Source organism: Vreelandella alkaliphila, assembly GCF_016107625.1.
GTDB classification, from domain to species: Bacteria; Pseudomonadota; Gammaproteobacteria; order Pseudomonadales; family Halomonadaceae; genus Vreelandella; species Vreelandella alkaliphila.
Genome location: NZ_JABASV010000006.1, coordinates 30,064 through 53,052, shown reverse-complemented (window position 1 = coordinate 53,052; position 22,989 = coordinate 30,064). Strand labels below are relative to the sequence as shown.

Sequence of the window (22,989 nt, the reverse complement as noted above, 5' to 3'; positions counted from 1 at the left end):
GCGCACGCGCAGGAGTTCTCATGACTCGAATTGCCATTGTAGGCGTCGCTGGCCGTATGGGCCGCACATTAGTAAATGCGGTAGAACAGCAGGCAGATGCCTCACTTGCAGGCGGTATCGTTGAGCCAGGTAGTTCCTTGGCGGGTGCGGACATTGGTGAGCTGGCAGGTGTTGGCAAACGCGGTGTGGTGGCCGTCGATTCTCTCGATGCGATTGTGGACGACTTCGATGTTCTAATCGATTTCACTGCGCCGCAAGTCACCTTGGCAAATTTGGCATTCTGCGCCGAGCACGACAAACGCATTGTGATTGGCACCACCGGCATGAGCGATGACGAACTGGCCGAGCTGGATAGCTACCGCGATAAAGTGGCCATGGTGTTCGCGCCGAATATGAGTGTCGGCGTTAATCTGACCCTCAAGCTGCTTGAGACCGCTGCAAAAGCCCTCGGTGACGAAGGCTACGATATTGAAGTCATTGAAGCGCACCATCGTCATAAAGTGGATGCGCCTTCTGGCACGGCGATTAAGATGGGAGAAGTGGTCGCAGAGAGCATCGGCCGCACGTTAAAAGAGCACGGTGTTTATGAGCGGGTAGGCCAGTGCGGTCCGCGCACCGACAAAGAGATCGGTTTTGCCACCGTGCGCGCTGGCGACATTGTTGGCGAGCACACGGTGATGTTTGCCACTGAAGGCGAGCGTATCGAAATTACTCATAAAGCCTCCAGCCGTATGACCTTTGCTAAAGGCGCGGTTCGCGCTGCTCGCTGGGTCGCTGATAAGGCGCATGGCCGTTACGATATGCAGGATGTATTAGGTTTAGAGTAATGTTTTAGTACAACAGGGCGCGTTTCGATATGCACTCTGTTGGCTGCTGAACATAACTGTTTGGATGGCCTCCGAACCCGCTAGCAGGGTGAGGGGGCTTGCTGCTTTTTGGCCCCCCTCCTGATTGATTTTCTGCTTAATTTTGACGCCGGTGCTGTAGGCGTCCTCCAGCCCAGGTTTCGAAGATAGCGCGGTCGTCGCCTAGCATCATTAGAGTGAATAACTCCTCTGCCAAACTTTCGCATCGTGCCATACGTCGTGCCATCAGCGGTGAGGCGGACAGGTCGATGACTACAAAATCGGCATCCATGCCGGGTGCGAAACGGCCGATACGGTCATCTAGCGATAGGGATACTGCATTGCCTCTGGTCAGGGCATGGAAGCCTGACCAGGCCGTCAGTGGCTGGCCGAGCAGTTGCCCTACTTGATAGCCCGCCTTGAGAGTCGCTAATCCGGAAAGATCGGTGCCAGCACCAATATCGCTGGCCAGGGTGAGATTTAACCCGCTTTCATGGGCGGCGTGGCGGTCGAACAAGCCGCTACCAAGGAAGAGGTTAGAGCTGGGGCAAAAAGCGATATTGGCACTGCGTTCAGCCAGCCGCTTGCGCATGCCATTGTCCAGATGAATGCCATGGGCAAAGGTGCTGCGTGGCCCAACCAGGCCGGACTGCTCGTAAACCTCAAGGTAGTCACGGCTTTCTGGAAACAGCTCGGCTACCCAGTCCAGTTCGCCGAGGTTTTCCGATAAGTGAGTTTGCAGCCATAGGCTTTCATCGTTGCGCAGCAGGCCGCCAGCGGCATCAAGCTGGGTGCGCGTGGAAGTGGGAGCAAAGCGCGGCGTAACACTGTAGCCAAGGCGGTCGGTGCCATGCCAGTCGCTGATCAAGCGCTCGGTATCACGAATGCCGCCGAGGGTCTTGTCGGTAAGTGCTTCGGGGGCGTGGCGATCCATCAGCACCTTGCCAGCGAGCATACACAGGCCGCGGCGTTGGGCGGCGCTGAAGAAGGCATCTACCGAATTGGGATGGCTTGAGCAGAACACTTGGGCGGTGGTGGTCCCGACTCGCATCAACTCTTTGAGAAAAGCGTCGGCCATGTTGTCGGCATGCGCCCGCTGGGCGAAGCGGCACTCTTCGGGAAAGGTATAGTCATTCAACCAGTCCAGTAGTTGGCGGCCATAAGAGGCCATGATATCGAGCTGAACGTAGTGAACATGGCTGTCAATAAAGCCTGGCATGACCAGCTTGTCACGCTGGTCGATGACGCTGATATCGGCGGGCAGCTGAGGGGCCAGGGTGCGATAGTCGCCGACGCCCTGAATGCGGCCGTCGGCCCACCACAGGGCGCCGTCTTGGTGGTAGACAACGCTACCCTCTCTGGGCGTGTCACCATCGCCGGGGTCGGCATCGAAACTCAAGACCCGTGCACGTATTAACCAGGCTTGCCCCTGCTCTTGTTTCAGGCATTGTCCTTGCTCTTCATTCATAATGTTGCTCCTGAAGATAGTTAGAGGGGGAAGGCTTAACGGCCATTGCTGTGTCGTTTGTCAGCGGCAGGGTCAAGTTTGGCGCGTGCGGCTTCGGCGGCAGCCATGACTCGCTCCGGTGTGGCTGGCGTGTCCAGAGGTATCGCCTGGGTGTATCCGTTTAGGCTGGCCAAGCCGTCACGCAGGGCCGCCCATACCGACATACCAAGCATAAAAGGGGGTTCGCCCACTGCCTTAGAACGATAGATGCTGGCCATGGAGTTGGGGTGGCCTTCCATTAAGGAGGTATTGAAAGTGGCGGGTAGATCGCCGTAAGTGGGGATCTTATAGGTCGCGGGGCCATTCGAAATCAGTTGGCCTTTGCCATTCCATTTCAGCTCTTCACTGGTTAACCAGCCCATCCCCTGAATGAAACCACCTTCGACTTGGCCGATATCGATAGCCGGATTCAGGGAGTCACCCACGTCGTGGAGGATGTCGACACGATCTACCAAGTATTCGCCGCTCAAGGTATCGATTGAAACTTCGGCCACCGCCGCACCAAAGGCATAGTAGTAGAAGGGGCGTCCATTGCCGCTGGCACGGTCATAATGGATCAATGGTGTGGCGTAGAAGCCTTTTTCCGATAGCGAGATGCGCGATAGATAGGCGGCTTGAACCAGCTCTCCCCAAGCGATGCGGCGTTCACTTTCGCCAAAGCCGGCTGTTAGATAACCCTCTTTGATGTAGATGGTTTCTCGATCGAGATGGTAGTGCTCGGCAGCAAAGTCATAAAGCCGTGTTTTTAGTTTGAGCGCGGCATCGCGAGCTGCCTGGCCATTGAGGTCGGCGCCGCTGGAGGCGGCGGTGGGAGAGGTATTGGGCACTTTGTCAGTACGTGTAGCGGTGATGCGCACGCTATCAAGATCCAGGCCCAGCTCGCGCGCGACCACTTGGCAAATCTTCGTATGCAGCCCCTGACCCATCTCGGTGCCGCCGTGGTTGATCATTACGCTGCCGTCGGTATAGACGTGAAGGAGCGCGCCCGCTTGGTTGAGGTGCTGGGCGGTGAAGGAAATGCCGAATTTTACTGGGGTCAACGCTAAGCCTTTGCGAATGACGGGGCTCTTGGCGTTGAACTCCCGGATTTCTCGGCGCCGCTGCCAGTAGTCGCTAGAGGTTTCGAGTTGCTCAACTAGCTCGTGCAGGAGAACGGTCTGATCCACCGTCTGGCCGTAATGCGTCGTGTTGCGCCCGTCGCGATAAAAGTTGCGCTTGCGTATCGTCAGCGGATCTTCGCCTAGGCGGCGAGCGATATCCTCCATTGCCGCTTCGATAACCATCATACCTTGGGGGCCGCCGAAGCCGCGGAAGGCGGTGTTAGAGGCCGTATGGGTGCGCGCTCGATATCCTGTAACGCGAACGTCACCCAGCGAATAGGCGTTATCCGAGTGAAACATAGCGCGATCAACAATGGCGTCGGAAAGGTCGGGTGAATAGCCACAGTCGCCGATTACATTGATATCGCCACCCAGAATCACGCCATGGGCATCGACGCCAAGGCGGTAGTCGTTATGAAAAGGGTGGCGCTTTCCGGTTACGCGCATGTCATCGACTCGCGGTAAGCGGAAGCGGCAACTGCGCCCGGTTCTCCGGGCGATTAATGCGGCTAGGCAAGCCCAAGGTGAAGCCTGTGTTTCCTTGCCTCCGAATCCGCCCCCCATGCGGCGTGTCTCGACGGTAACGGCATGGAAGGGAATACCGAGTACCTCGGCAACCAGTTTCTGCGTCTCGCTGGGATGCTGGTTGGAGGTATGAATCATGACGCCTTCGTCTTCGCTGGGATGGGCGACGCAGGCCTGCCCTTCCAAGTAGAAGTGTTCCTGGCCGCCGACAAACTGTTTGCCGGCAACGACAATGGCGGCGTCGGCAAAGGCTTTTTCCCAGTCTCCACTGATCTGTTGATGGGTGGGGCGAACCAGGTCGCCTGCGTTGGCGGCGGCAACGGGGTCGAGGCTCGCAGGACGCTCTTCAATCTCGATAATTGCCTTTTCGACTGCTTGGCGAGCCGCACGGTGGCTGTCGGCCGCCACGGCAAATAGCACCTGGCCCGCGTAGAGCACTTCGCCGTCGGCCATGATTGGATCCCCTGGGAAAACGGGGCCAATATCGGTATGGCCTGGTACATCTGCCACGCTAATAACATCGACCACGCCAGGAGCAGACCTTACCGCTTCCAGATCCATGCGGGTAATGCGCCCGTGGGCGACAGATGACAGGCCTGCGGCTAGGTGGAGGGCATTGGCCGGAAGGGCTAGGTCATCAATATAAGCCGCGCGCCCGGTGACATGCTTGATGGCACTCTCGTGATTGGCCGAGGTGCCAGAAAAAAAACGGCCGGTATGTTGTGCTGGATGAAATGCTTTCTGCTCAGGCTGTGGTGCTGGCAGATCAGTGAGCGTACGCATGGAGCATCACCTCCTGAGTGTGTGTTTGGGTGTGGGTAGACGATTCGATGACCAGACGTAGGCGTTCAAGTAGCGCACTCGCTGACCGCGTGCGGTAGTCGGCACTGCCTCGAACATCGCTCATCGGTGAAAAGTCATTCGCGAGCGCTTGGCGTGCAGCCTCGAAGACGGTTGGTGAGGGCGGATTCCCTTCGAGAGCCGCTTCGGCTCCACGGGCTCGGGCAGGTATGCCGGCCATGCCACCGAAGGCCAGGCGTACATCGCGTAGGCATCCATCCTCTAGTTGCCAGGCAAAGGCACCCAGTACAGCAGAAATATCATCTTCACGCCGCTTAGAGAGTTTCCATACTTTCAGCTGGCGGCCTGCTTGCGGGGCCGGGATGAAAACCGCGCTTAACACTTCATTGTTAGCTAAGTCGGTCTTTTTGTAGTCGATGAAGAAGTTACTGGCGGCAATCTCGCGGGAGCCGTTAGGGCCTGCGAGGCGAAGCTGTGCATCAAGGGCCAGCAGCACCGGCGGGGTGTCGCCGATGGGGGATGCATTGGCGACATTACCGCCTAAGGTGCCGCGGTTGCGTACCTGAGCCGAGCCGAGGCGGTGTAGAAGATGGGCAAAGGTTGGGTATTCACTCTCGAGTAAAGGCTCCAAGCGTGCATAGGTGACGGCTGCTCCGATCCACCAACCGGGGCGCCCGCTCGCATCCTGACCTTGTTCAATTTGCTGAAGCTCACTTACGCGCGTGGTATCGATAAGCCGTGGTAAGTCCTTCAGTTGTTGGGTGACTTCAAGCCAAAGGTCAGTGGCACCCGCAACCAAACGTGCTTCTGGATGGGCTGCGCGTAGGCGTACTAGGTCATTCAACTGACGAGGCTGATGGAAACGGCTGCTGGTTTCGTCCAGGTTGGCCACGTGCTGATTATCTTGCGCATCATTCAGTGTTGCATCTAACCATTCAGGGCGATGACCATCGATACTGTTCATTGCTAATGCCGCATCACGAATGGGGCGATAGCCAGTGCAGCGACACAGGTTGCCGCCAAGTGCGGCTTCAAGGCGCTCAGGACTGAAGGGAGTGGCGAGCGGGTTAGTGTGCTGTTCTTCGTGCAGTGTGAACAATGACATCACAATGCCCGGCGTGCAGAAGCCGCATTGGCTACCATGGCATTCGACCATGGCTGCCTGGGCGGGATGCAGGTATTGCTGGTCGTCAGCGAGGCCTTCGACGGTGACTAAGTGGCGGCCTTGGAGCTGATGAGCGGGCATGATGCAGGCGTTGGCGCTGTGGTAGCGTAGCTCGCCATTGGCATCGGGTTCCCCGATGGCTACCGTGCAAGCGCCGCAATCACCAGACGCGCAACCTTCCTTGGTGCCGGTCAGGTGTAGTTGTTCTCTTAGCAGTTCCAGAACACTAAGGTGAACATCCGCTGTAACGCGATGCGGTTGCCCATTGAGGTGAAATGTAATCATAGTCCTACCCGTTATGTTGTTATTGGTTGCTTAATTGCTGTCCGATCGGTCAGGTGGTGCGTGAGAAACGGGGTATTTCTTGATGACTCAGCATGAGAAGAGTCGTCTATTGTGCTGTCAGCAGCATAACCACCGCTAACAGGGCGGAGACCCACATCGCAGGCTTAATCTCGTCCAGCTTGCCGGTGGCCAGCCGTATGAGCACAAAGCTGATAAAACCAAAGGCGATACCCAGGGTGATGGAGTACGTCAGCGGCATTAAAATGATGGCTAGAAATGCGGGAAAGGCTTCCTCGAGACGGCTCCAGTCAATCTTTCCAATCGGTGCCATCATGAACAGCCCCACCAGGACAAGAGCTGGGGCGGTCGCGATGCTGGGAACTAGGGATAGCAACGGTGAGAGAAACAAGAAGGGCAGAAATAACACGCCAATAACGACGGCCGTGAGTCCTGTGCGGCCGCCTTGGGCAACGCCGGCACCGGATTCGATAAAGGTTTGTGCCGCGCTGGTGCCGAGGGGGGCCGCGATCATCGATGCGAAAGCATCCACCGTCATGGAACGCTTAAGGTTGCGTGGATTACCGTTGGCATCCTTGAGATCAGCTGACTCGGATAGCGCCATAAAGCAAGACAGTGAGTCGAAGAAGTTAGTAAACAGCATCACGAAAATGAATGGCAGGTAAGCCACCTTGAGGGCGCCTAGAATATCGACCTTCATTACCGCCGAGAAATCCGGCCATGCAGCTAGGCCTTGCCAAGCCACCAATACGTCGTCACTCCACAGCCGCCCCATAGGGATTGCCAACAGAGTGGTTAGGGCGATGCCCAAGATCAGAGCGCCATTGAAGCCGCGAATGACCAGTATCGCGGTAGCCATTAGGCCAATAAAGAAGGTTATTAGACTTGCGTTTAAATCACCGAGGCTAATCAGGGTCGCTGGGTTGGCTACGATGAACCCGGCATTCTTGAGCCCAATAAAAGTGATGAATAGGCCTATCCCACAGGTGATGGCATAGCGCAATGAGGCTGGAATGGCCTCGATGATGGCTTCGCGAACGTTAAACAGCGCCAAGATAGCGAACAGTACCCCTGACCAGAATACGCATCCCAGCGCAACTTCCCACGACAACCCTGCGCCAAGCACCAGGGTGTAGGTGAAAAGCGCATTCATGCCCATTCCAGGAGCAACTAAAATTGGATTGCGGGCATACAAGCCCATGGCCAAGCTACTAAAAAAGCTGATGACCACGGTGGCGGAGAGTGCTGCAGAAAAGGGAATACCCGCATCAGATAAGATGGCTGGGTTGACTACGATGATATACATCCCGGCTAGAAACGTCGCGATGCCTGCAAGCACTTCGGTCTTCACCGAGGAGCCGCGGCGGCTGACATTGAAGTAATTATCCAGGGTGCTCGTTGCTTGTACGGGAGGAGAGCCAGAATACGGCGTAGGGCTTTGTGGCATGACGATATTCTCTTTGTATTTGTTGGGTGAGCTATCGAAAAAAACGCGTTTGACCATTTGGTCAACTCGGGCAAGCGTAGACAAAAAAACATCAAGAAGGCAACCAAATATATTAATTACGTACACAAAAAAATTTTGGGGCGACTTCCACCCTCCTCATTTATCAATGACCTGAAGGTCGTGGCATATTGATTGCAGGGGCAAAATGGAGCATATAAAGTTGCTGGTAGTTTTAGGGCTAGCCTAAGGTCGATAAATCCTGTAACATTCCAAAAATTTTGGCCCAGTGGCTGCAAAAAGCAGCAAAATATCTGCAGCGAACGAATCTCTGTAGGGTAAGCACCGCGCTTGTTGCACTGGCCTTAGGTTAGAGAAAACAGTCAGCTAAATGCTGCGCCATGGCCATTCGCCACGGAAGAGAACAACAAGCGGGATGAAACCGATTTTTTTACTATCGGCTTCGTCCCGCTTTTTTACGACCCGACGTTTGCACGCACAAACGCCGACAAACCGGATCGCCGAGCCTGCGCCCACAGGCTCCCACCAGCATGGGAGAACTTGTCTTGAATAACCCCGCATTGAGCAAACCCGCGATATTGGCCCTGGAAGATGGCAGTGTGTTTCATGGCATTGCCATTGGCGCGGATGGCGTCACAAGCGGTGAGGTGGTGTTCAATACAGCCATGACCGGCTACCAGGAAATCCTCACTGACCCTTCTTACACCCGCCAAATCGTCACGCTGACCTACCCTCATATCGGCAATACCGGCATTAATTCGGAAGATGTGGAATCTGCATCGATTGCCGCAGCTGGCCTGGTGATTCGTGATTTACCCCTGCTAGCCAGTAGTTTCCGTTCAGAGCAAAGCCTTTCTGACTATCTAAAAAGCCAAAATGTGCTGGGCATTGCGGATATCGATACTCGCCGTTTAACGCGCATTCTGCGTGATAAAGGCGCGCAAAACGGTGCGATTCTGGCGGGTGCAGAAGCAGAGGGCGATGATGCGGTAGAGCGGGCGCTGGCGGCAGCGAAGGCATTTCCCGGGTTGAAGGGCATGGACCTGGCCAAGGAAGTCTCATGCAAAGAGGCTTACGAATGGACCCAAGGCGAGTGGACGTTGGGCGAGGGCTACGCTGATACTACCAAAGGTGAGCGTCCTTACCACGTGGTGGCGTATGACTTCGGTGTGAAATTTAACATCCTGCGTATGCTGGCCGCGCGCGGCTGCCGGTTGACGGTTGTACCGGCACAAACGCCTGCGGCTGACGTGTTGGCGATGAATCCGGATGGCATCTTTTTGGCTAACGGCCCCGGTGACCCCGAGCCCTGTGATTACGCCATCAAGGCGATCCAGGACGTATTGGAAACCAATACGCCGGTATTTGGCATTTGCCTTGGCCACCAGTTGCTGGCGCTGGCCTCGGGTGCCAAAACCATCAAGATGGGTCACGGCCATCACGGTGCAAACCATCCGGTGCAAGATTTAGACACCGGCACGGTAATGATTACCAGCCAAAACCATGGCTTTGCTGCCGATGAAGCGACCCTTCCGGCCAACGTGCGTGCCACGCACCGTTCGTTGTTCGATGGCACGCTGCAAGGAATCGAGCGCACTGACCGCCCAGCATTTAGCTTCCAGGGGCACCCTGAAGCCAGCCCCGGCCCGCGTGATGTGGCGCCGCTGTTTGATCGCTTTATTGCCATGATGCAGGCGCGTCGCTAACGCTGCCCTTGATCGCCGCCATGTAACGCCGTTTTTTTGTCGCTCATCGTCACCTATTTTGCGGGAACCGTTATGCCTAAGCGTACCGATATCAACAGCATTCTTATCATTGGCGCTGGCCCGATTGTCATCGGCCAGGCCTGCGAATTTGACTACTCTGGCGCCCAGGCGTGTAAAGCGCTGCGTGAAGAGGGGTTCCGGGTTATTTTGGTTAACTCCAACCCGGCCACCATCATGACCGACCCGGCCATGGCCGATGCCACCTACATCGAGCCGATTACCTGGCAAGCAGTTGAAAAAATTATTGAGGCCGAGCGCCCGGACGCGATTCTACCCACGATGGGTGGCCAGACAGCGCTCAACTGTGCGCTTGACCTGGAAAAGCATGGCGTACTGGAAAAATACAGCGTCGAGATGATTGGTGCCAACGCCGATGCGATTAACATGGCTGAAGATCGCGATCTGTTCGATCAAGCCATGAAGCGTATTGGTTTGGAGTGTCCGAAAGCCAAGGTGGCGCACACCATGGATGAGGCCTGGGAAATTCAGGCTGAATTAGGCTTCCCGACCATTATTCGTCCTTCTTACACCATGGGCGGCTCCGGCGGCGGTGTGGCGTATAACAAAGAAGAGTTCGAAGAGATCTGTACCCGCGGTTTCGAGCTTTCCAATAACCACGAGCTGCTGATCGATGAATCGCTGCTGGGGTGGAAAGAGTACGAGATGGAAGTGGTGCGGGATAAGAATGACAACTGCATCATTGTCTGTGCGATTGAAAACTTCGATCCTATGGGCGTTCACACCGGTGACTCGATTACCGTCGCGCCAGCGCAAACGCTGACCGACAAAGAGTACCAGATCATGCGTGACGCCAGCCTCGCGGTACTGCGCGAGATTGGTGTGGAAACCGGCGGCTCCAACGTACAGTTTGGTATGGACCCGAAAACCGGTCGCCTGGTGGTTATCGAGATGAACCCGCGGGTATCGCGTTCGTCGGCGCTGGCATCTAAGGCTACTGGTTTCCCGATTGCTAAAATCGCCGCGAAACTGGCGGTGGGTTACACCTTGGATGAGCTGCAAAACGATATTACCGGTGGCCGCACACCCGCGTCGTTTGAGCCATCAATCGACTATGTCGTCACTAAGATTCCGCGCTTTACCTTCGAAAAATTCCCTCAGGCAAACGACCGTCTGACCACTCAGATGAAGTCGGTGGGCGAAGTGATGGCGATTGGCCGCACGTTCCAAGAGTCGCTGCAGAAAGCGCTGCGCGGTCTGGAAACCGGCAACGATGGCCTTGATCCGATCATCACCGATTTCACGCCAGACAACATGGCGATCATTCAGGGCGAGCTGCAGGCCGCTGGTGCCGAGCGTATTTTCTATGTGGCTGACGCCATGCGCTCTGGAATGAGTGTCGATGAGGTATTTGCGCTCACCAATATCGACCCTTGGTTCCTGGTGCAGCTGGAAGACCTGGTGTTGACTGAAAATGCCGTCGCCAAGCGCGCCCTGGTCGATTTCTCTGCTCGCGAGCTGTACCAGCTTAAGCGCAAAGGCTTTGGTGACGCGCGTTTGGCCAAGCTGCTGGGCGTGTCTGAAAAAGAGTTCCGCAAAACGCGCCAGGCAGCGGGCATTCGTCCGGTTTATAAACGTGTCGACACCTGTGCGGCGGAATTTGCATCTGACACCGCTTACATGTACTCCACCTATGAAGAGGAGTGCGAAGCGGACGTCTCTGATCGTCAAAAAATTATGGTATTGGGTGGTGGCCCGAACCGTATCGGTCAAGGTATCGAGTTCGATTACTGCTGTGTTCATGCTGCCTTCGCCATGCGCGATGATGGCTATGAAACCATCATGGTCAACTGCAACCCGGAAACCGTTTCTACCGACTACGACACCTCTGATCGTCTCTACTTCGAGCCGGTGACGCTGGAAGATGTGTTGGAAATTGCCGACAAAGAGAAGCCGGTTGGCGTGATTGTGCAGTTCGGTGGTCAAACGCCGCTGAAGCTTGCCCGTGAGCTAGAGGCAGCAGGCGTGCCGATTATTGGTACCACGCCGGATGCCATTGACCGTGCTGAAGATCGCGAGCGCTTCCAGGTGATGATCGACAAGCTAGGCTTGAAGCAGCCGCCCAACGCCACTGCCCGCAGCTTTGAAGAGGCGTTTTCCAAGGCAGAGGCCATCGGCTACCCGCTGGTGGTGCGTCCTAGCTACGTGCTGGGTGGTCGGGCAATGGAGATCGTTTATGACGCCTCCGAGCTTGAAAACTACATGACCAATGCGGTGAAGGTGTCTAACGACTCTCCCGTTTTGCTTGACCACTTCTTGAGTGCCGCGATCGAAATCGATATCGACGCTGTGTCGGACGGTCAACAGGTGGTGATCGGCGGTATTATGCAGCACGTTGAGCAAGCCGGCGTTCACTCTGGTGATTCCGCCTGTGCGTTGCCGCCTTACTCGCTGCCTGCCGATGTGCAGGATGAAATGCGCGAGCAGGTCAAGAAAATGGCCGTTGAGCTGGGCGTTAAGGGTCTGATGAACGTGCAGCTGGCGTGGCAGGATGGCGAAATTTATGTCATCGAGGTTAATCCTCGTGCGTCGCGTACCGTACCGTTTGTGTCTAAGTGCATCGGCACTTCGTTGGCACAGATCGCGGCGCGCTGCATGGCGGGTAAGACACTGGCCGAGCAGGGCTTTGAGCGCGAAATTATTCCGCACTTCTATAGCGTGAAAGAGGCGGTCTTCCCGTTCAATAAGTTCCAAGGTGTTGACCCGATTCTGTCGCCCGAGATGAAGTCGACGGGTGAAGTAATGGGCTCTGGCGAGACCTTTGCAGAAGCGTTCTTTAAAGCGCAGCTGGGCGCTGGCGAAGCCATTCCAGCATTGGATGGCGAGCGTAAAGCGTTCCTTTCGGTACGCGAGCCCGACAAGCAAGGGATTATCGAAGTGGCGCGTTCTCTGCTAACATTGGGCTTCACACTATGTGCAACGCGCGGTACAGCAGCGGCACTTGAGGCTGCTGGACTGGAAGTGGAGCACGTCAATAAAGTCTACGAAGGCCGTCCCCATATCGTCGATCTGCTGAAGAACGACGAAATCGCCTACATCGTGAACACGACTGAAGGTCGTCAGGCTATTAACGACTCTTCAATTATTCGCCGTACTGCTCTCGCGCGCAAGGTGCCCTATGCGACCACCTTGGCGGGCGCTAATGCTGTTTGCATGGCGCTTGAGTACGGTAGGGAGATTACGGTGCGGCGCCTTCAGGATCTGCATGCAGGAGCAAGTCAATGAACAAGGTCCCGATGACGGTAGCGGGAGAAAAAAGTCTTCGCGAAGAGCTTAATCACTTGAAGGGCGAAGCCCGCCCTCAAGTTATTGCTGCTATTGCTGAAGCGCGTGAACATGGCGATCTCAAAGAGAACGCTGAGTACCACGCCGCTCGTGAGCAGCAAGGATTTATTGAAGGCCGTATCCAGGAAATTGAAAGCAAGCTTTCAGGTGCGCAGGTAATCGACGTTACTAAGCTGCCAAAAACCGGCAAGGTGATCTTTGGGGTTACCGTGTCGTTGCTGAACCTGGATAGCGACGCCAGCGTTACCTACCGCATTGTTGGTGAAGACGAGGCCAATATTAAAGAGGGGCGCATTTCTGTGACCTCACCTATCGCCCGAGCGATGATTGGCAAAGAAGAAGGCGATGTGGTGGTGGTAAAAACACCTGGTGGCGATGTTGAGTACGAAATTGAGAGTGTTGAACATCTCTGATTTACCGCGGTGACGCGGGGCAGGCGTCTTGAAGGCGCCTGCAATCCAGGCACACTAAAAGGCCCGTGACGGTGACGTCGCGGGCCTTTTAGTATCATGCGTTGGTTAACGAGCCACGTGTGGGTTAATGCCGTCCGTGGTGGTTTTCAAAACGCGTGATGTTGGAAAGCTTGGGGTTTACCTTTGGGTTACGGCGATAGAGCAGCGCCATTTTGCCAATGGTTTGTACTAGCTCGGCGTTACTGTCGGCGACTAGCTCATTGAGCATTGCGACACGGTCGTCCCGCTCTGTAATAGCGAGCTTCACTTTGATGAGCTCGTGATCGTTGAGCGCGCGGCTGAGTTCTGCGAGCAAATTTTCGGAGACGCCGTTCTCAGAAACGGTGACCACTGGATTGAGGTGGTGGCCAATGCTACGAAATGCTTTCTTTTGTGCCTGTGACAAGCTCATGGTATCTTGCGGTATCCCGGTTAGCGCTTAACGCTCCATCTTACGGTGAAATGCCGTTAAGTGAAAGCAATCGCGTGAATGCGCCCATCTCTTATTCCAGTGTTAGATTCCCACATGCAGCAAAAGCCCCCAAGCCGTAAACATTCAGTGAGCAAGACCAGCAACAACTGGAAGAAAGAACATTTCGATGATCAGTATGTGAAACAACGCTGGCAAGATGGCTATCGCTCCCGTGCAAGCTATAAGCTGCTTGAGCTTGATGAAAAGGATAAACTGTTTCGCCCCGGTATGACGGTAATTGATCTAGGCGCTGCCCCAGGGGGGTGGAGTCAAATTGCCGCAGAAAAGGTGGGGCCTGAGGGTGTCGTGATAGCGTCAGACATATTAGAGATGGATGCCCTAGCCGGCGTTGACTTTATCCAGGGCGATTTTACTGAAGAGAGCGTGCTTAACGCGATTCTTGAACGTCTAGGAAATCGTCAGGTAGACCTTGTGATGTCTGATATGGCCCCCAATATGAGTGGTATGGCGGCTATTGATCAGCCACAGGCAATGTACCTTGTTGAACTCGCTTTGGAACTTGCGCGAGAAACGCTACCGCCTGGCGGGCGTTTTCTGGCTAAGGTATTTCAAGGCGAAGGATTTGATACCTATTTGAAAGAGCTCCGAAGTAGCTTTGATCGTGTTGTGACTCGCAAGCCGGATGCTTCGAGGGCGCGCTCGCGGGAAGTCTATTTTTTAGCGGAAGGATTTCGAGGCTAACGAGACGTGGCCCTGTACTCGTCAGTAAGTGCGAGCGTGTAGATACTGGCGGGTAATAGCAAAGATTTATCACCACGATTGCCAGACAGGCAGGCGTAAATTGTGTCACATTATGCACATTGGACGAGCGTGACACAGATGGCCCAAAGCAAAATGTGCTTTGGCAATGGTTGAACGTTAAGCTCTAGTGTAAGGTCTGAGTATTAACGGTTAACTGACGGATTCTTGTAATGAGGGTAGCCCCTTGAACGATATGGCGAAGAACCTGATTCTGTGGTTGGTCATCGCGGCCGTTCTACTGACAGTGTTCAACAATTTCAGTACGGAAAGCGCACCGCAAACCACCAACTACTCTCAGTTTGTGCAGCAGGTGCAAAATCAGCAGGTACGTAGTGTCACGATTGATGGCTATACCATCATTGGTGAGCGTACGGATGGTTCTCAGTTCCAGACCATTCGCCCGTCGGCGGAAGATCCTAAGCTGATGGATGATCTGCTAAGCAACAACGTGACCGTTGTCGGTAAAGAGCCGGAACAACAAAGCATCTGGACGCGCTTGCTGATTGCGAGCTTCCCGATTCTGCTTATTCTGGCCATCTTTATGTTCTTTATGCGCCAAATGCAGGGTGGAGCCGGTGGCGGTAAAGGCGGTCCAATGAGTTTTGGTAAGTCGAAAGCCAAACTGCTTTCCCAGGATCAGATCAAGACAACTTTTGCCGATGTTGCAGGCTGCGACGAGGCGAAAGAAGAAGTTGAAGAGCTTGTAGACTTCTTGCGTGATCCTACTAAATTCCAGCGTTTGGGTGGCACAATCCCGCGCGGTGTATTGATGGTAGGTCCGCCAGGAACGGGTAAAACGCTGCTGGCCAAGTCCATTGCGGGCGAAGCCAAAGTACCGTTTTTCTCTATCTCTGGTTCAGACTTTGTTGAAATGTTTGTGGGCGTTGGTGCTTCACGCGTTCGTGACATGTTTGAGCAAGCCAAGAAACAAGCGCCTTGCATCATCTTTATTGATGAAATCGATGCGGTTGGCCGCTCACGTGGTGCTGGCATGGGTGGCGGCAATGATGAGCGTGAGCAGACACTCAACCAGTTGCTGGTAGAGATGGATGGCTTCGAAGCTAATGAAGGTGTCATCGTCATTGCGGCCACTAACCGCCCTGACGTGCTTGATCCTGCGCTGCTACGTCCGGGTCGTTTCGACCGTCAAGTAACGGTTGGGCTGCCGGATATTCGTGGTCGTGAACATATTCTGGGCGTTCACCTGCGTAAAGTGCCGCTGGCGGATGATGTTAAGCCGCAGCTAATTGCGCGCGGTACGCCAGGCTTCTCTGGTGCGGACCTTGCGAACTTGGTCAACGAGGCAGCGCTGTTTGCCGCTCGTCGTAACAAGCGCTTGGTTGCCATGGAAGAGCTGGAGCTTGCTAAAGACAAGATCATGATGGGCGCTGAGCGCAAATCGATGGTTATGACCGATAAAGAGAAGCTCAACACGGCGTATCACGAATCAGGTCATGCCATTATTGGCTTGGTTGCGCCCGAGCATGATCCTGTTTACAAAGTGACGATCATCCCGCGTGGCCGTGCGCTAGGTGTTACGATGTTCTTGCCGGAAGAAGATCGTTACAGCCTGTCTCGCCAACAAATTCTCAGTCAGATTTGCTCGCTGTTTGGTGGACGTATTGCCGAAGAGATGACGTTGGGCGCTAACGGTGTTACAACGGGCGCTTCAAACGATATCAAGCGTGCTACCGAGCTCGCTCATAACATGGTCGCTAAGTGGGGGCTGTCGAATGAGATGGGCCCGATCATGTACGACGAGGATGAGTCCCACCAGTTCCTTGGTGGCCCCGGTCAGGGTGGCGGTAAGCTAAAATCTGGCGAAACAACGTCTCGTCTCGATAAAGAAGTGCGCAAGATTATCGACGAGTGTTACGAGCAGGCTCGTCAGATTTTGGAAGATAATCGCGACAAGCTAGACGCGATGGCCGAAGCACTGATGAAGTACGAAACCATCGATGCTGATCAGCTGAAAGATATTATGGAGGGGCGCGATCCGCGTCCGCCAGAAGGCTGGAACGACGGTGATTCATCTGGCGGCGGCACGCGTGTTAGCGACGATAAGCCTGAAGAGAAGGCTGGGGAAAAGGCTGACGATACGCCTTCTGATGCGTCTGGCGACGATGGCGAAGAAGATGATGACGAGCCACGCCGTCGTCCTTCTGACCCGTTAGGCGGTCCCGCAGGCCCTTAACGTGTGTGAGTGTTAGAGATGTTAGCAAAGGCGCCCCATAACGGGGCGCCTTTTTGTTATGCTGTGAAGCAATTGCAAACACGTTTTTTCTTTTAGTAGGCCGCAGCATGAAACCGATAGTTGACTCTTCATCGCCTTCACGGGCAGCGGATAGCGCATATCACCTGCGCTGTGGGCGCCATTCATTAGATCTTTCGTTTCCACGGGTAATGGGGATTCTGAATGTTACTCCGGACTCCTTCTCTGATGGCGGGCAACACGTTGGTCTAGATAGCGCGCTGCACCACGCTGAACAAATGTTGGCGGAAGGTGCTGCGATGATTGACGTGGGCGGGGAGTCGACAAGGCCAGGGGCTAGTCCTGTATCAGAGCAAGAAGAGTTAGATCGTGTGGCACCTGTGGTTGAAGCGTTAGTGCACGAGCTAGATGCGCTGGTGTCAGTGGATACCAGTAGCCCTGTCGTTATGCGAGAAGTAAGCGCGCTTGGCGCTGGTATGATTAACGATGTGCGAGCGCTAGAGCGCGAGGGTGCGCTCGGCGCTGCAGCAAGCACCGGCCTGCCTGTGTGTTTAATGCATCGCCAAGGTGAGCCCCAGGATATGCAGCAGTCGCCCTATTATGGTCAGCCAGTTGAGCGAGTGGTTGCCGACTATCTTGCTGAGCGGGTAGCGGCATGTGAAGCCGTTGGAATTCGTCGTAGCCGTCTATTGATTGATCCTGGTTTTGGTTTTGGCAAAACCATTGAACATAACCTGCGCTTGCTGAAGTATATGGATGAGCTTCGGGCGCTGGAGTTGCCGCTGTTAGTGGGGATGTCGCGGAAAAGCATGATTGGTAAAGTGTTGGGTCGCCCGGTGGAAGAGCGCTTGGCCGGAGGTCTTGCGCTAGCAGCCATGGCGGTTGAGCGGGGCGCCAATATTTTGCGCGTGCATGATGTAGGGCCCACGGTAGATGCCGTAAATATGGCATGGGCGGTGCTTCAGGAAGGCTGCGAGACGCAGCTAAATAAGGAGATGATGCCATGACGCGACGTTATTTTGGTACCGATGGGATTCGCGGTACGGTTGGGCAAGCGCCTATTACTGCCGATTTTATGCTCAAACTGGGGTGGGCGGTGGGTCAGGTGCTGCGCCGTGAAAAAGGCCGCACACGTGTGTTAATTGGTAAAGATACGCGCATCTCTGGCTATATGTTTGAGTCAGCCTTGGAAGCGGGGCTGTCTGCCGCAGGCGTCGATGTTTCGTTGTTGGGGCCAATGCCTACACCGGGGATCGCCTATCTAACGCGTACCTTTCGCGCCGACGCTGGGATTGTGATTTCCGCGTCGCATAACCCCTTTGATGATAACGGCATTAAGTTTTTCTCTGCCGAGGGTAAAAAGCTACCCGACGAGATTGAAGATCGCATTGAGACGATGCTTGATGCACCTCTGACAACGGCGAGTGCGGCTCAGTTGGGTAAAGCGACGCGCATTGACGATGCTGCCGGGCGCTATATCGAATTCTGCAAATCGACGTTACCTGATCGTCTTAGCCTGCATGGCCTAAAAGTGGTATTGGATTGTGCTCATGGGGCTACCTACCATATTGCGCCAAACGTATTTCGTGAGCTAGGCGCTGATGTTAGCGTGATTGGCTCTTCCCCTGATGGTTTGAATATTAACCATCAAGTAGGGTCTACCCATCCCGCAGCGCTGCGTGCAGCGGTGATTCAGCAAGGCGCTGATTTAGGCATTGCCTTTGATGGTGATGGGGATCGAGTGCTGTTGGTAGATGCTGATGGCCGTGAGGTGGATGGTGACGATATTCTTTACCTGATTGCCCGAGATCGTCACGAGCGAGGGTTGCTTGAAGGCGGCGTGGTGGGCACTCTGATGAGTAACTTCGGGCTTGCCATGGCGCTGGAGCGGCTGGGAATTCCCTTTCAGCGCGCGAAAGTGGGTGATCGCTTTGTCATGGAGATGATGGCTGCCAACGGTTGGGAGCTGGGAGGCGAGTCATCAGGTCATATTGTATGTGGTCATGCTCAAACGACGGGCGATGGGATTGTTTCAGCGTTGCAAGTGTTGGCGTTGATGGTGCGAGAGCAAAAGCCGCTACTGTCTCTCTTGACGGGCTTGGAAAAGGTGCCCCAGTCGCTGGTTAATGTCAGGCTGCCTGGGGGCACCAACGCAAAAGATGTCATGACGGCAAAGCCGCTACTCGAAGCGGTGGCTGCCCTTGAAGCTGAGCTGGGTGACCAGGGTAGAGTGTTGCTACGGCCGTCGGGCACTGAGCCGCTAATCCGAGTGATGGTGGAAGGGCGGGCTCACCTGGATGTTGACCGTCTAGCGCATAAACTTGCCGATCAGGTCCAGGCGTTGCTCAGCTAGCTTGGTAAATGTGTTTGATAGGCGAGTATGCTTGCCACGCCCCAACTAACTAACCTGTATAACAGCGGTTGTCTTGACAAGGCCGCTCCTATACCATTTCGCTCCACCTTGAGTGAGGATAATCGATGCGTACGCCATTAATTGCCGGTAACTGGAAAATGAACGGCTCCACGGCGTTGATTCAAGCGTTCGGAGACGCCTTCACCGCGTCCAAGCTGCCTAATGATATCGACGTTGTAGTTATTCCGCCGTTTCCTTATTTGGAAGCTGCACGAAGTGCTTTCCAAAATACGCCGTTACAGTTAGGGGCGCAGACGCTCAATCCTCAGCACTCAGGTGCGCATACGGGTGAGATCAGCGGGCGTATGCTTAAAGAGTTTGATGTGGCCTATGTGCTGGTTGGTCACTCTGAGCGTCGCCAGCTATACAAAGAAGGTGATGAGCAGGTGTTTGACCGCTTGGTCGCTGCGCTTGATGTCGGCATCACGCCGATTCTTTGTGTGGGTGAAACCCTAGAAGAGCGCGATGCCGGTAGCACGATGGATGTTGTATTGCGGCAAGTTGGCTATGCAATGGCGCGTTTAGAGCCGGCACAGCGGCTTAAGGTTGTTATTGCCTATGAGCCTGTATGGGCAATTGGGACAGGCCGTACCGCAACCCCAGAGCAGGCTCAGGAAGTAATGGCCGGTATTCGTACCTATCAGGCCGGGTTTGATAAAATGCTAGCCGAGCAGCTTAAGTTGCTTTACGGCGGCAGCATGAATGCAAATAATGCGGCTGAGTTGCTTGCTCAGCCGGATATCGACGGCGGTTTAGTGGGCGGTGCTTCACTTAAAACCGACGATTTCTACGCCATTTGTCAGTCAGCAGGATAATCCCATGCAAGTTGCAATTCTTATGGTTCACGTGGTGATTGCGATCGCCTTGGTTGTGCTAATCCTGCTTCAGCAGGGTAAAGGTGCCGAAGCGGGTGCCGCCTTTGGTGGAGGGGCATCGCAAACTGTGTTTGGTTCGCGGGGTAGTGGTAACTTTTTGTCTCGCGCAACGGGGCTTTTAGCCGCCGGCTTTTTTGTTACCTCAATGGCATTGGCTTATTTTGCGACCCAGGCAGGACAAGCGCCCGAAGCGGGTATTCCCGACTCTCGCCTGATTGAACAGCAGCGCAATATTCCAACGCTTGACGATGGCCCTGCAAGTATGGATAATACCGCGCCAGTGCTAGAGGAAAGCAGCGAGTAACATATTGATACTGCTTTTTTTAGCCTCCCCTGTTGCCGAAGTGGTGGAATTGGTAGACACGCTATCTTGAGGGGGTAGTGACCGTATGGTCGTGCGGGTTCAAGTCCCGCCTTCGGCACCATCTGTTTTGCTGGTTTACCAGCTTCCCAGAGTTGTTTTGTCAAATAAGCTTCATTAAAGGGCTATTGTCAAAAAGTAGGGATTGGCACCTAAGACGAAAAATGCACTTGAAAAGAAAGGTTGACGAAAGTGGTTCAAGTGTCTATTATCGTCGACCTAGATTGATGCGGGGTGGAGCAGTCTGGTAGCTCGTCGGGCTCATAACCCGAAGGTCATCGGTTCAAATCCGGTCCCCGCTACCATTTACTAGTAACATGTTAATCGCCTAAAAAGTCTTGATGTTAGTTAATCTTGATGTTGGTTGGGCAAGGGCGAAAGCCAAATCATGTTGTTAGGTGGTATTACAGGTTTCTTTCGAAAAGCCCCTTCCTGTGAAGGGGCTTTTTGTTAGTAGCTTTTCGAGAGCCAAGAGTGTCTCCAGAGCGGAAGTCTTCCGAATTGCCAGAGACACATTTCCGGGTAACGCCAATCAGCCACCTAGCTTCTCATTCAACTCCTGGCCAGGTGCCTGATGCAACGGCTATAGGAGCTTTGTCTGTGGCCACAAAACACGCTGCGCTTCACGCGCTGATCGAACCTGTCGTAGCCGCCATGGGTTTTGAGCTATGGGGTATCGACCATCTTTCCCAGGGCAAGCATTCGCGGCTGGTAATTTATATCGAACGCGAAAGTGGCGTCAGCGTGGAAGACTGCGCTGATATTAGTCGCCAAGTCAGTGCCGTTATGGATGTGGAAGATCCCATTCCTGGCGAATACCGCTTGGAAGTCTCGTCGCCTGGTATGGCACGTCCCTTATATACCCTGGATCAATTTATTCGTTATCAAGGCCACCACGTTGCGCTCAAATTGCGCGTGGCTTTTGATGGACGGCGTAAATACCAAGGCCTTCTCGCTGGTGTCGAAGGCGATGAAGTACTGCTACAGCTGGATGGCGAAGAGTACTGTTTTCCAATCGAAAGCATCGATTCTGCGCACGTCGTCCCGCAATTCGACGAATAAACGGGTGGCGGCTTCCGGCAGGCTGCCGGGATGATGCACAAAAGGACAGGTTTTCTGGCGAGGCAAACGCATGAGTAAAGAAATTTTAATGGTCGTGGACGCGATCTCTAACGAAAAAGGCGTCCCCCGCGATGTTATTTTTGAGGCGGTTGAGGCCGCGCTAGCTAGCGCGTCACGCAAGCGTTTTGATCAAGAAGAAGCCAATGTGCGCGTTCATATCGACCGCCGCACGGGCGACTACGATACGTTCCGCTACTGGACCGTTGTCGAAGATGACGAATTTGAAACACCTGATTATGAAATTAAAGAAACCATCGCCGAGCAGCGTGATCCGCCGCTGAAACTAGGCGATGTGGTTGAGAAAAAGATTGAAAATGCCGTGTTTGGCCGTATCGCTGCACAAACTGCAAAGCAGGTTATCGTGCAAAAGGTACGTGAAGCCGAACGCGCTGAAGTGGTTCGTCAGTACGCTGACCGCGAAGGCGAGTTGGTGGCAGGTATCGTCAAGAAAACCACCCGTGACGGGTTGATTATCGACCTGGGTGAAAACGCTGAAGCGTTCTTGCCGCGTAACGAAATGATCCACGGTGAGCGCTACCGCATGAATGAGCGGGTACGCGCCTTGCTAGTAAAAGTTGATCCAGAGGCGCGTGGTGCGCAGCTACAGCTGTCACGTACCTGTCCTGAGTTCATCATTGAGCTGTTTAAAATTGAAGTGCCGGAAATTGCTGAACAGCTGATTGAAATCAAGGGTGCAGCGCGCGACCCTGGCTCGCGGGCCAAAATCGCCGTTAAAACTAACGACCGCCGCATCGATCCTGTTGGGGCGTGTGTTGGTATGCGCGGTTCCCGCGTACAGGCAGTGTCGTCAGAGCTGCAAAATGAGCGTGTCGATATTGTGCTGTGGGACGATAACCCAGCGCAGTTGGTGATAAATGCCATGGCACCTGCCGATGTGGCGTCTATCCTGGTTGACGAAGATGCTCACGCCATGGACGTTGCCGTTGCTCAAGACAATCTGGCGCAAGCCATTGGTCGTAGCGGCCAGAACGTGCGCTTAGCTTCTGAGCTAACCGGCTGGCGTATTAACGTGATGACCGAAGATGAAGCTGAGTCAAAACGTGAGCAGGAAATTGATAGCCTGGTGGACTCCTTTGTTCAGCATCTGGAAGTGGACGAAGACGTTGCCCGCCTATTAGTAGAAGAAGGGTTTACCACCCTGGAAGAAGTTGCCTACGTGCCGCTTGAAGAGATGCTCGAAATCGAAGAGTTCGATGAAGATTTGGTGGAAGAGCTGCGCGCACGAGCGAAAGACGAGCTGCTGACGATGGCCATTGCCTCGGAGGAAGCGCTAGACGGTGCCCAACCAGCAGACGATCTGCTGGACATGGACGGCATGGAGCGCCACCTGGCCTTCATTCTGGCTAGCCGAGGCATCGTCACCATGGAAGATCTCGCCGAGCAGTCTGTCGACGATCTGGTCGATATCGAGGAGTTGGACGAAGCGCGCGCAGCGGCACTGATCATGACTGCCCGTGCGCCCTGGTTTGAAGACGATGGCGTATCGGATTCGAACACACAGTAAAAGGTCACGGGCTGA

At 54.6% G+C, this 22,989-nt stretch carries 17 protein-coding genes and 2 tRNA genes; 14 read left to right on the top strand and 5 right to left on the bottom strand.

All coding sequences use genetic code 11. From position 1 onward, the window contains the following. Nucleotides 1-20 precede the first annotated feature (20 nt). Nucleotides 21-827, top strand: coding sequence for a 4-hydroxy-tetrahydrodipicolinate reductase (gene dapB / locus JFC11_RS10440; RefSeq protein WP_038480681.1), 807 nt, complete (start codon nt 21-23; stop codon nt 825-827). A 136-nt stretch (nt 828-963) separates the two neighbouring features. Here dapB and guaD read toward each other — a convergent pair whose 3' ends face one another. From guaD to JFC11_RS10420, 4 genes are all read right to left on the bottom strand, one after another. Next, nucleotides 964-2,313 (bottom strand): guanine deaminase, encoded by a 1,350-nt coding sequence (gene guaD / locus JFC11_RS10435; protein ID WP_051626410.1) that lies wholly within the window; start codon nt 2,311-2,313, stop codon nt 964-966. Between the two features lie 35 nt (nt 2,314-2,348). Beyond that, nucleotides 2,349-4,760: a xanthine dehydrogenase molybdopterin binding subunit gene (gene xdhB, locus JFC11_RS10430; protein WP_198349516.1), complete on the bottom strand. Its 2,412-nt coding sequence runs from the start codon at nt 4,758-4,760 to the stop codon at nt 2,349-2,351. Further along, a complete protein-coding gene (gene xdhA / locus JFC11_RS10425; RefSeq protein WP_198349515.1) occupies nt 4,744-6,228 on the bottom strand; it encodes a xanthine dehydrogenase small subunit in 1,485 nt (494 codons plus the stop codon). The genes xdhB and xdhA overlap by 17 nt, the downstream gene beginning before the upstream one ends. Before the next feature lie 106 nt (nt 6,229-6,334). Beyond that, complete coding sequence (locus JFC11_RS10420; RefSeq protein WP_083000706.1) at nt 6,335-7,693, bottom strand: NCS2 family permease; 1,359 nt, start codon at nt 7,691-7,693, stop codon at nt 6,335-6,337. A 578-nt stretch (nt 7,694-8,271) separates the two neighbouring features. Here JFC11_RS10420 and carA point away from each other — a divergent pair. The 3 genes from carA (at nt 8,272) to greA (ending at nt 13,193) form a co-directional block, all read left to right on the top strand. Continuing rightward, nucleotides 8,272-9,417 (top strand): glutamine-hydrolyzing carbamoyl-phosphate synthase small subunit, encoded by a 1,146-nt coding sequence (gene carA, locus JFC11_RS10415; protein ID WP_198349569.1) that lies wholly within the window; start codon nt 8,272-8,274, stop codon nt 9,415-9,417. Nucleotides 9,418-9,489: 72 nt separating this feature from the next. Continuing rightward, a complete protein-coding gene (carB, locus tag JFC11_RS10410; protein WP_038480691.1) occupies nt 9,490-12,720 on the top strand; it encodes a carbamoyl-phosphate synthase large subunit in 3,231 nt (1,076 codons plus the stop codon). Continuing rightward, on the top strand, nt 12,717-13,193 hold the full coding sequence (gene greA, locus JFC11_RS10405) for a transcription elongation factor GreA (RefSeq protein WP_009723748.1): 477 nt from the start codon (nt 12,717-12,719) through the stop codon (nt 13,191-13,193). Before carB ends, greA begins: the two co-directional genes overlap by 4 nt. A 124-nt stretch (nt 13,194-13,317) precedes the next feature. On the opposite strand, the gene yhbY is transcribed toward greA, so the two are convergent. Next, entirely contained in the window at nt 13,318-13,644 is a 327-nt protein-coding gene (gene yhbY, locus JFC11_RS10400; RefSeq protein ID WP_038480694.1) for a ribosome assembly RNA-binding protein YhbY, read from the bottom strand. Between the two features lie 114 nt (nt 13,645-13,758). On the opposite strand from yhbY, the gene rlmE reads away from it, so the two are divergent. The 10 genes from rlmE (at nt 13,759) to nusA (ending at nt 22,974) form a co-directional block, all read left to right on the top strand. Then, nucleotides 13,759-14,406 (top strand): 23S rRNA (uridine(2552)-2'-O)-methyltransferase RlmE, encoded by a 648-nt coding sequence (rlmE, locus tag JFC11_RS10395; protein WP_038480697.1) that lies wholly within the window; start codon nt 13,759-13,761, stop codon nt 14,404-14,406. Between the two features lie 244 nt (nt 14,407-14,650). After that, entirely contained in the window at nt 14,651-16,660 is a 2,010-nt protein-coding gene (gene ftsH / locus JFC11_RS10390; RefSeq protein ID WP_038480700.1) for an ATP-dependent zinc metalloprotease FtsH, read from the top strand. 107 nt (nt 16,661-16,767) lie between these two features. Further along, the gene (gene folP / locus JFC11_RS10385) at nt 16,768-17,685 is read left to right on the top strand and encodes a dihydropteroate synthase (RefSeq protein ID WP_038486484.1); all 918 of its coding nucleotides are present in this window, start codon (nt 16,768-16,770) and stop codon (nt 17,683-17,685) included. Beyond that, a complete protein-coding gene (gene glmM, locus JFC11_RS10380) occupies nt 17,682-19,031 on the top strand; it encodes a phosphoglucosamine mutase (protein WP_038480703.1) in 1,350 nt (449 codons plus the stop codon). The genes folP and glmM overlap by 4 nt, the downstream gene beginning before the upstream one ends. Nucleotides 19,032-19,156: 125 nt before the next feature. Beyond that, a complete protein-coding gene (tpiA, locus tag JFC11_RS10375) occupies nt 19,157-19,906 on the top strand; it encodes a triose-phosphate isomerase (protein WP_095604440.1) in 750 nt (249 codons plus the stop codon). A 4-nt stretch (nt 19,907-19,910) separates the two neighbouring features. Then, entirely contained in the window at nt 19,911-20,270 is a 360-nt protein-coding gene (gene secG, locus JFC11_RS10370; RefSeq protein WP_009723741.1) for a preprotein translocase subunit SecG, read from the top strand. A 34-nt stretch (nt 20,271-20,304) separates the two neighbouring features. Next, nucleotides 20,305-20,391, top strand: a tRNA-Leu gene (locus tag JFC11_RS10365). A 164-nt stretch (nt 20,392-20,555) separates the two neighbouring features. Then, nucleotides 20,556-20,632, top strand: a tRNA-Met gene (locus JFC11_RS10360). A gap of 295 nt (nt 20,633-20,927) precedes the next feature. After that, nucleotides 20,928-21,389, top strand: a complete 462-nt coding sequence (gene rimP, locus JFC11_RS10355) for a ribosome maturation factor RimP (protein ID WP_030074116.1) — start codon at nt 20,928-20,930, stop codon at nt 21,387-21,389. Between the two features lie 70 nt (nt 21,390-21,459). Next, entirely contained in the window at nt 21,460-22,974 is a 1,515-nt protein-coding gene (gene nusA, locus JFC11_RS10350; protein ID WP_009723738.1) for a transcription termination factor NusA, read from the top strand. Nucleotides 22,975-22,989 lie beyond the last annotated feature (15 nt).

Bases quoted from the DNA above. Each gene is read 5' to 3' on its own strand.
- nusA (WP_009723738.1), top strand. From the start codon at position 21,460: ATGAGTAAAGAAATTTTAATGGTCGTGGACGCGATCTCTAACGAAAAA.
- xdhA (WP_198349515.1), bottom strand. From the start codon at position 6,228: ATGATTACATTTCACCTCAATGGGCAACCGCATCGCGTTACAGCGGAT.
- yhbY (WP_038480694.1), bottom strand. From the start codon at position 13,644: ATGAGCTTGTCACAGGCACAAAAGAAAGCATTTCGTAGCATTGGCCAC.
- secG (WP_009723741.1), top strand. From the start codon at position 19,911: ATGCAAGTTGCAATTCTTATGGTTCACGTGGTGATTGCGATCGCCTTG.
- dapB (WP_038480681.1), top strand. From the start codon at position 21: ATGACTCGAATTGCCATTGTAGGCGTCGCTGGCCGTATGGGCCGCACA.
- greA (WP_009723748.1), top strand. From the start codon at position 12,717: ATGAACAAGGTCCCGATGACGGTAGCGGGAGAAAAAAGTCTTCGCGAA.
- xdhB (WP_198349516.1), bottom strand. From the start codon at position 4,760: ATGCGTACGCTCACTGATCTGCCAGCACCACAGCCTGAGCAGAAAGCA.
- tpiA (WP_095604440.1), top strand. From the start codon at position 19,157: ATGCGTACGCCATTAATTGCCGGTAACTGGAAAATGAACGGCTCCACG.
- JFC11_RS10420 (WP_083000706.1), bottom strand. From the start codon at position 7,693: ATGCCACAAAGCCCTACGCCGTATTCTGGCTCTCCTCCCGTACAAGCA.
- rlmE (WP_038480697.1), top strand. From the start codon at position 13,759: ATGCAGCAAAAGCCCCCAAGCCGTAAACATTCAGTGAGCAAGACCAGC.
- folP (WP_038486484.1), top strand. From the start codon at position 16,768: ATGAAACCGATAGTTGACTCTTCATCGCCTTCACGGGCAGCGGATAGC.
- guaD (WP_051626410.1), bottom strand. From the start codon at position 2,313: ATGAATGAAGAGCAAGGACAATGCCTGAAACAAGAGCAGGGGCAAGCC.
- glmM (WP_038480703.1), top strand. From the start codon at position 17,682: ATGACGCGACGTTATTTTGGTACCGATGGGATTCGCGGTACGGTTGGG.
- carB (WP_038480691.1), top strand. From the start codon at position 9,490: ATGCCTAAGCGTACCGATATCAACAGCATTCTTATCATTGGCGCTGGC.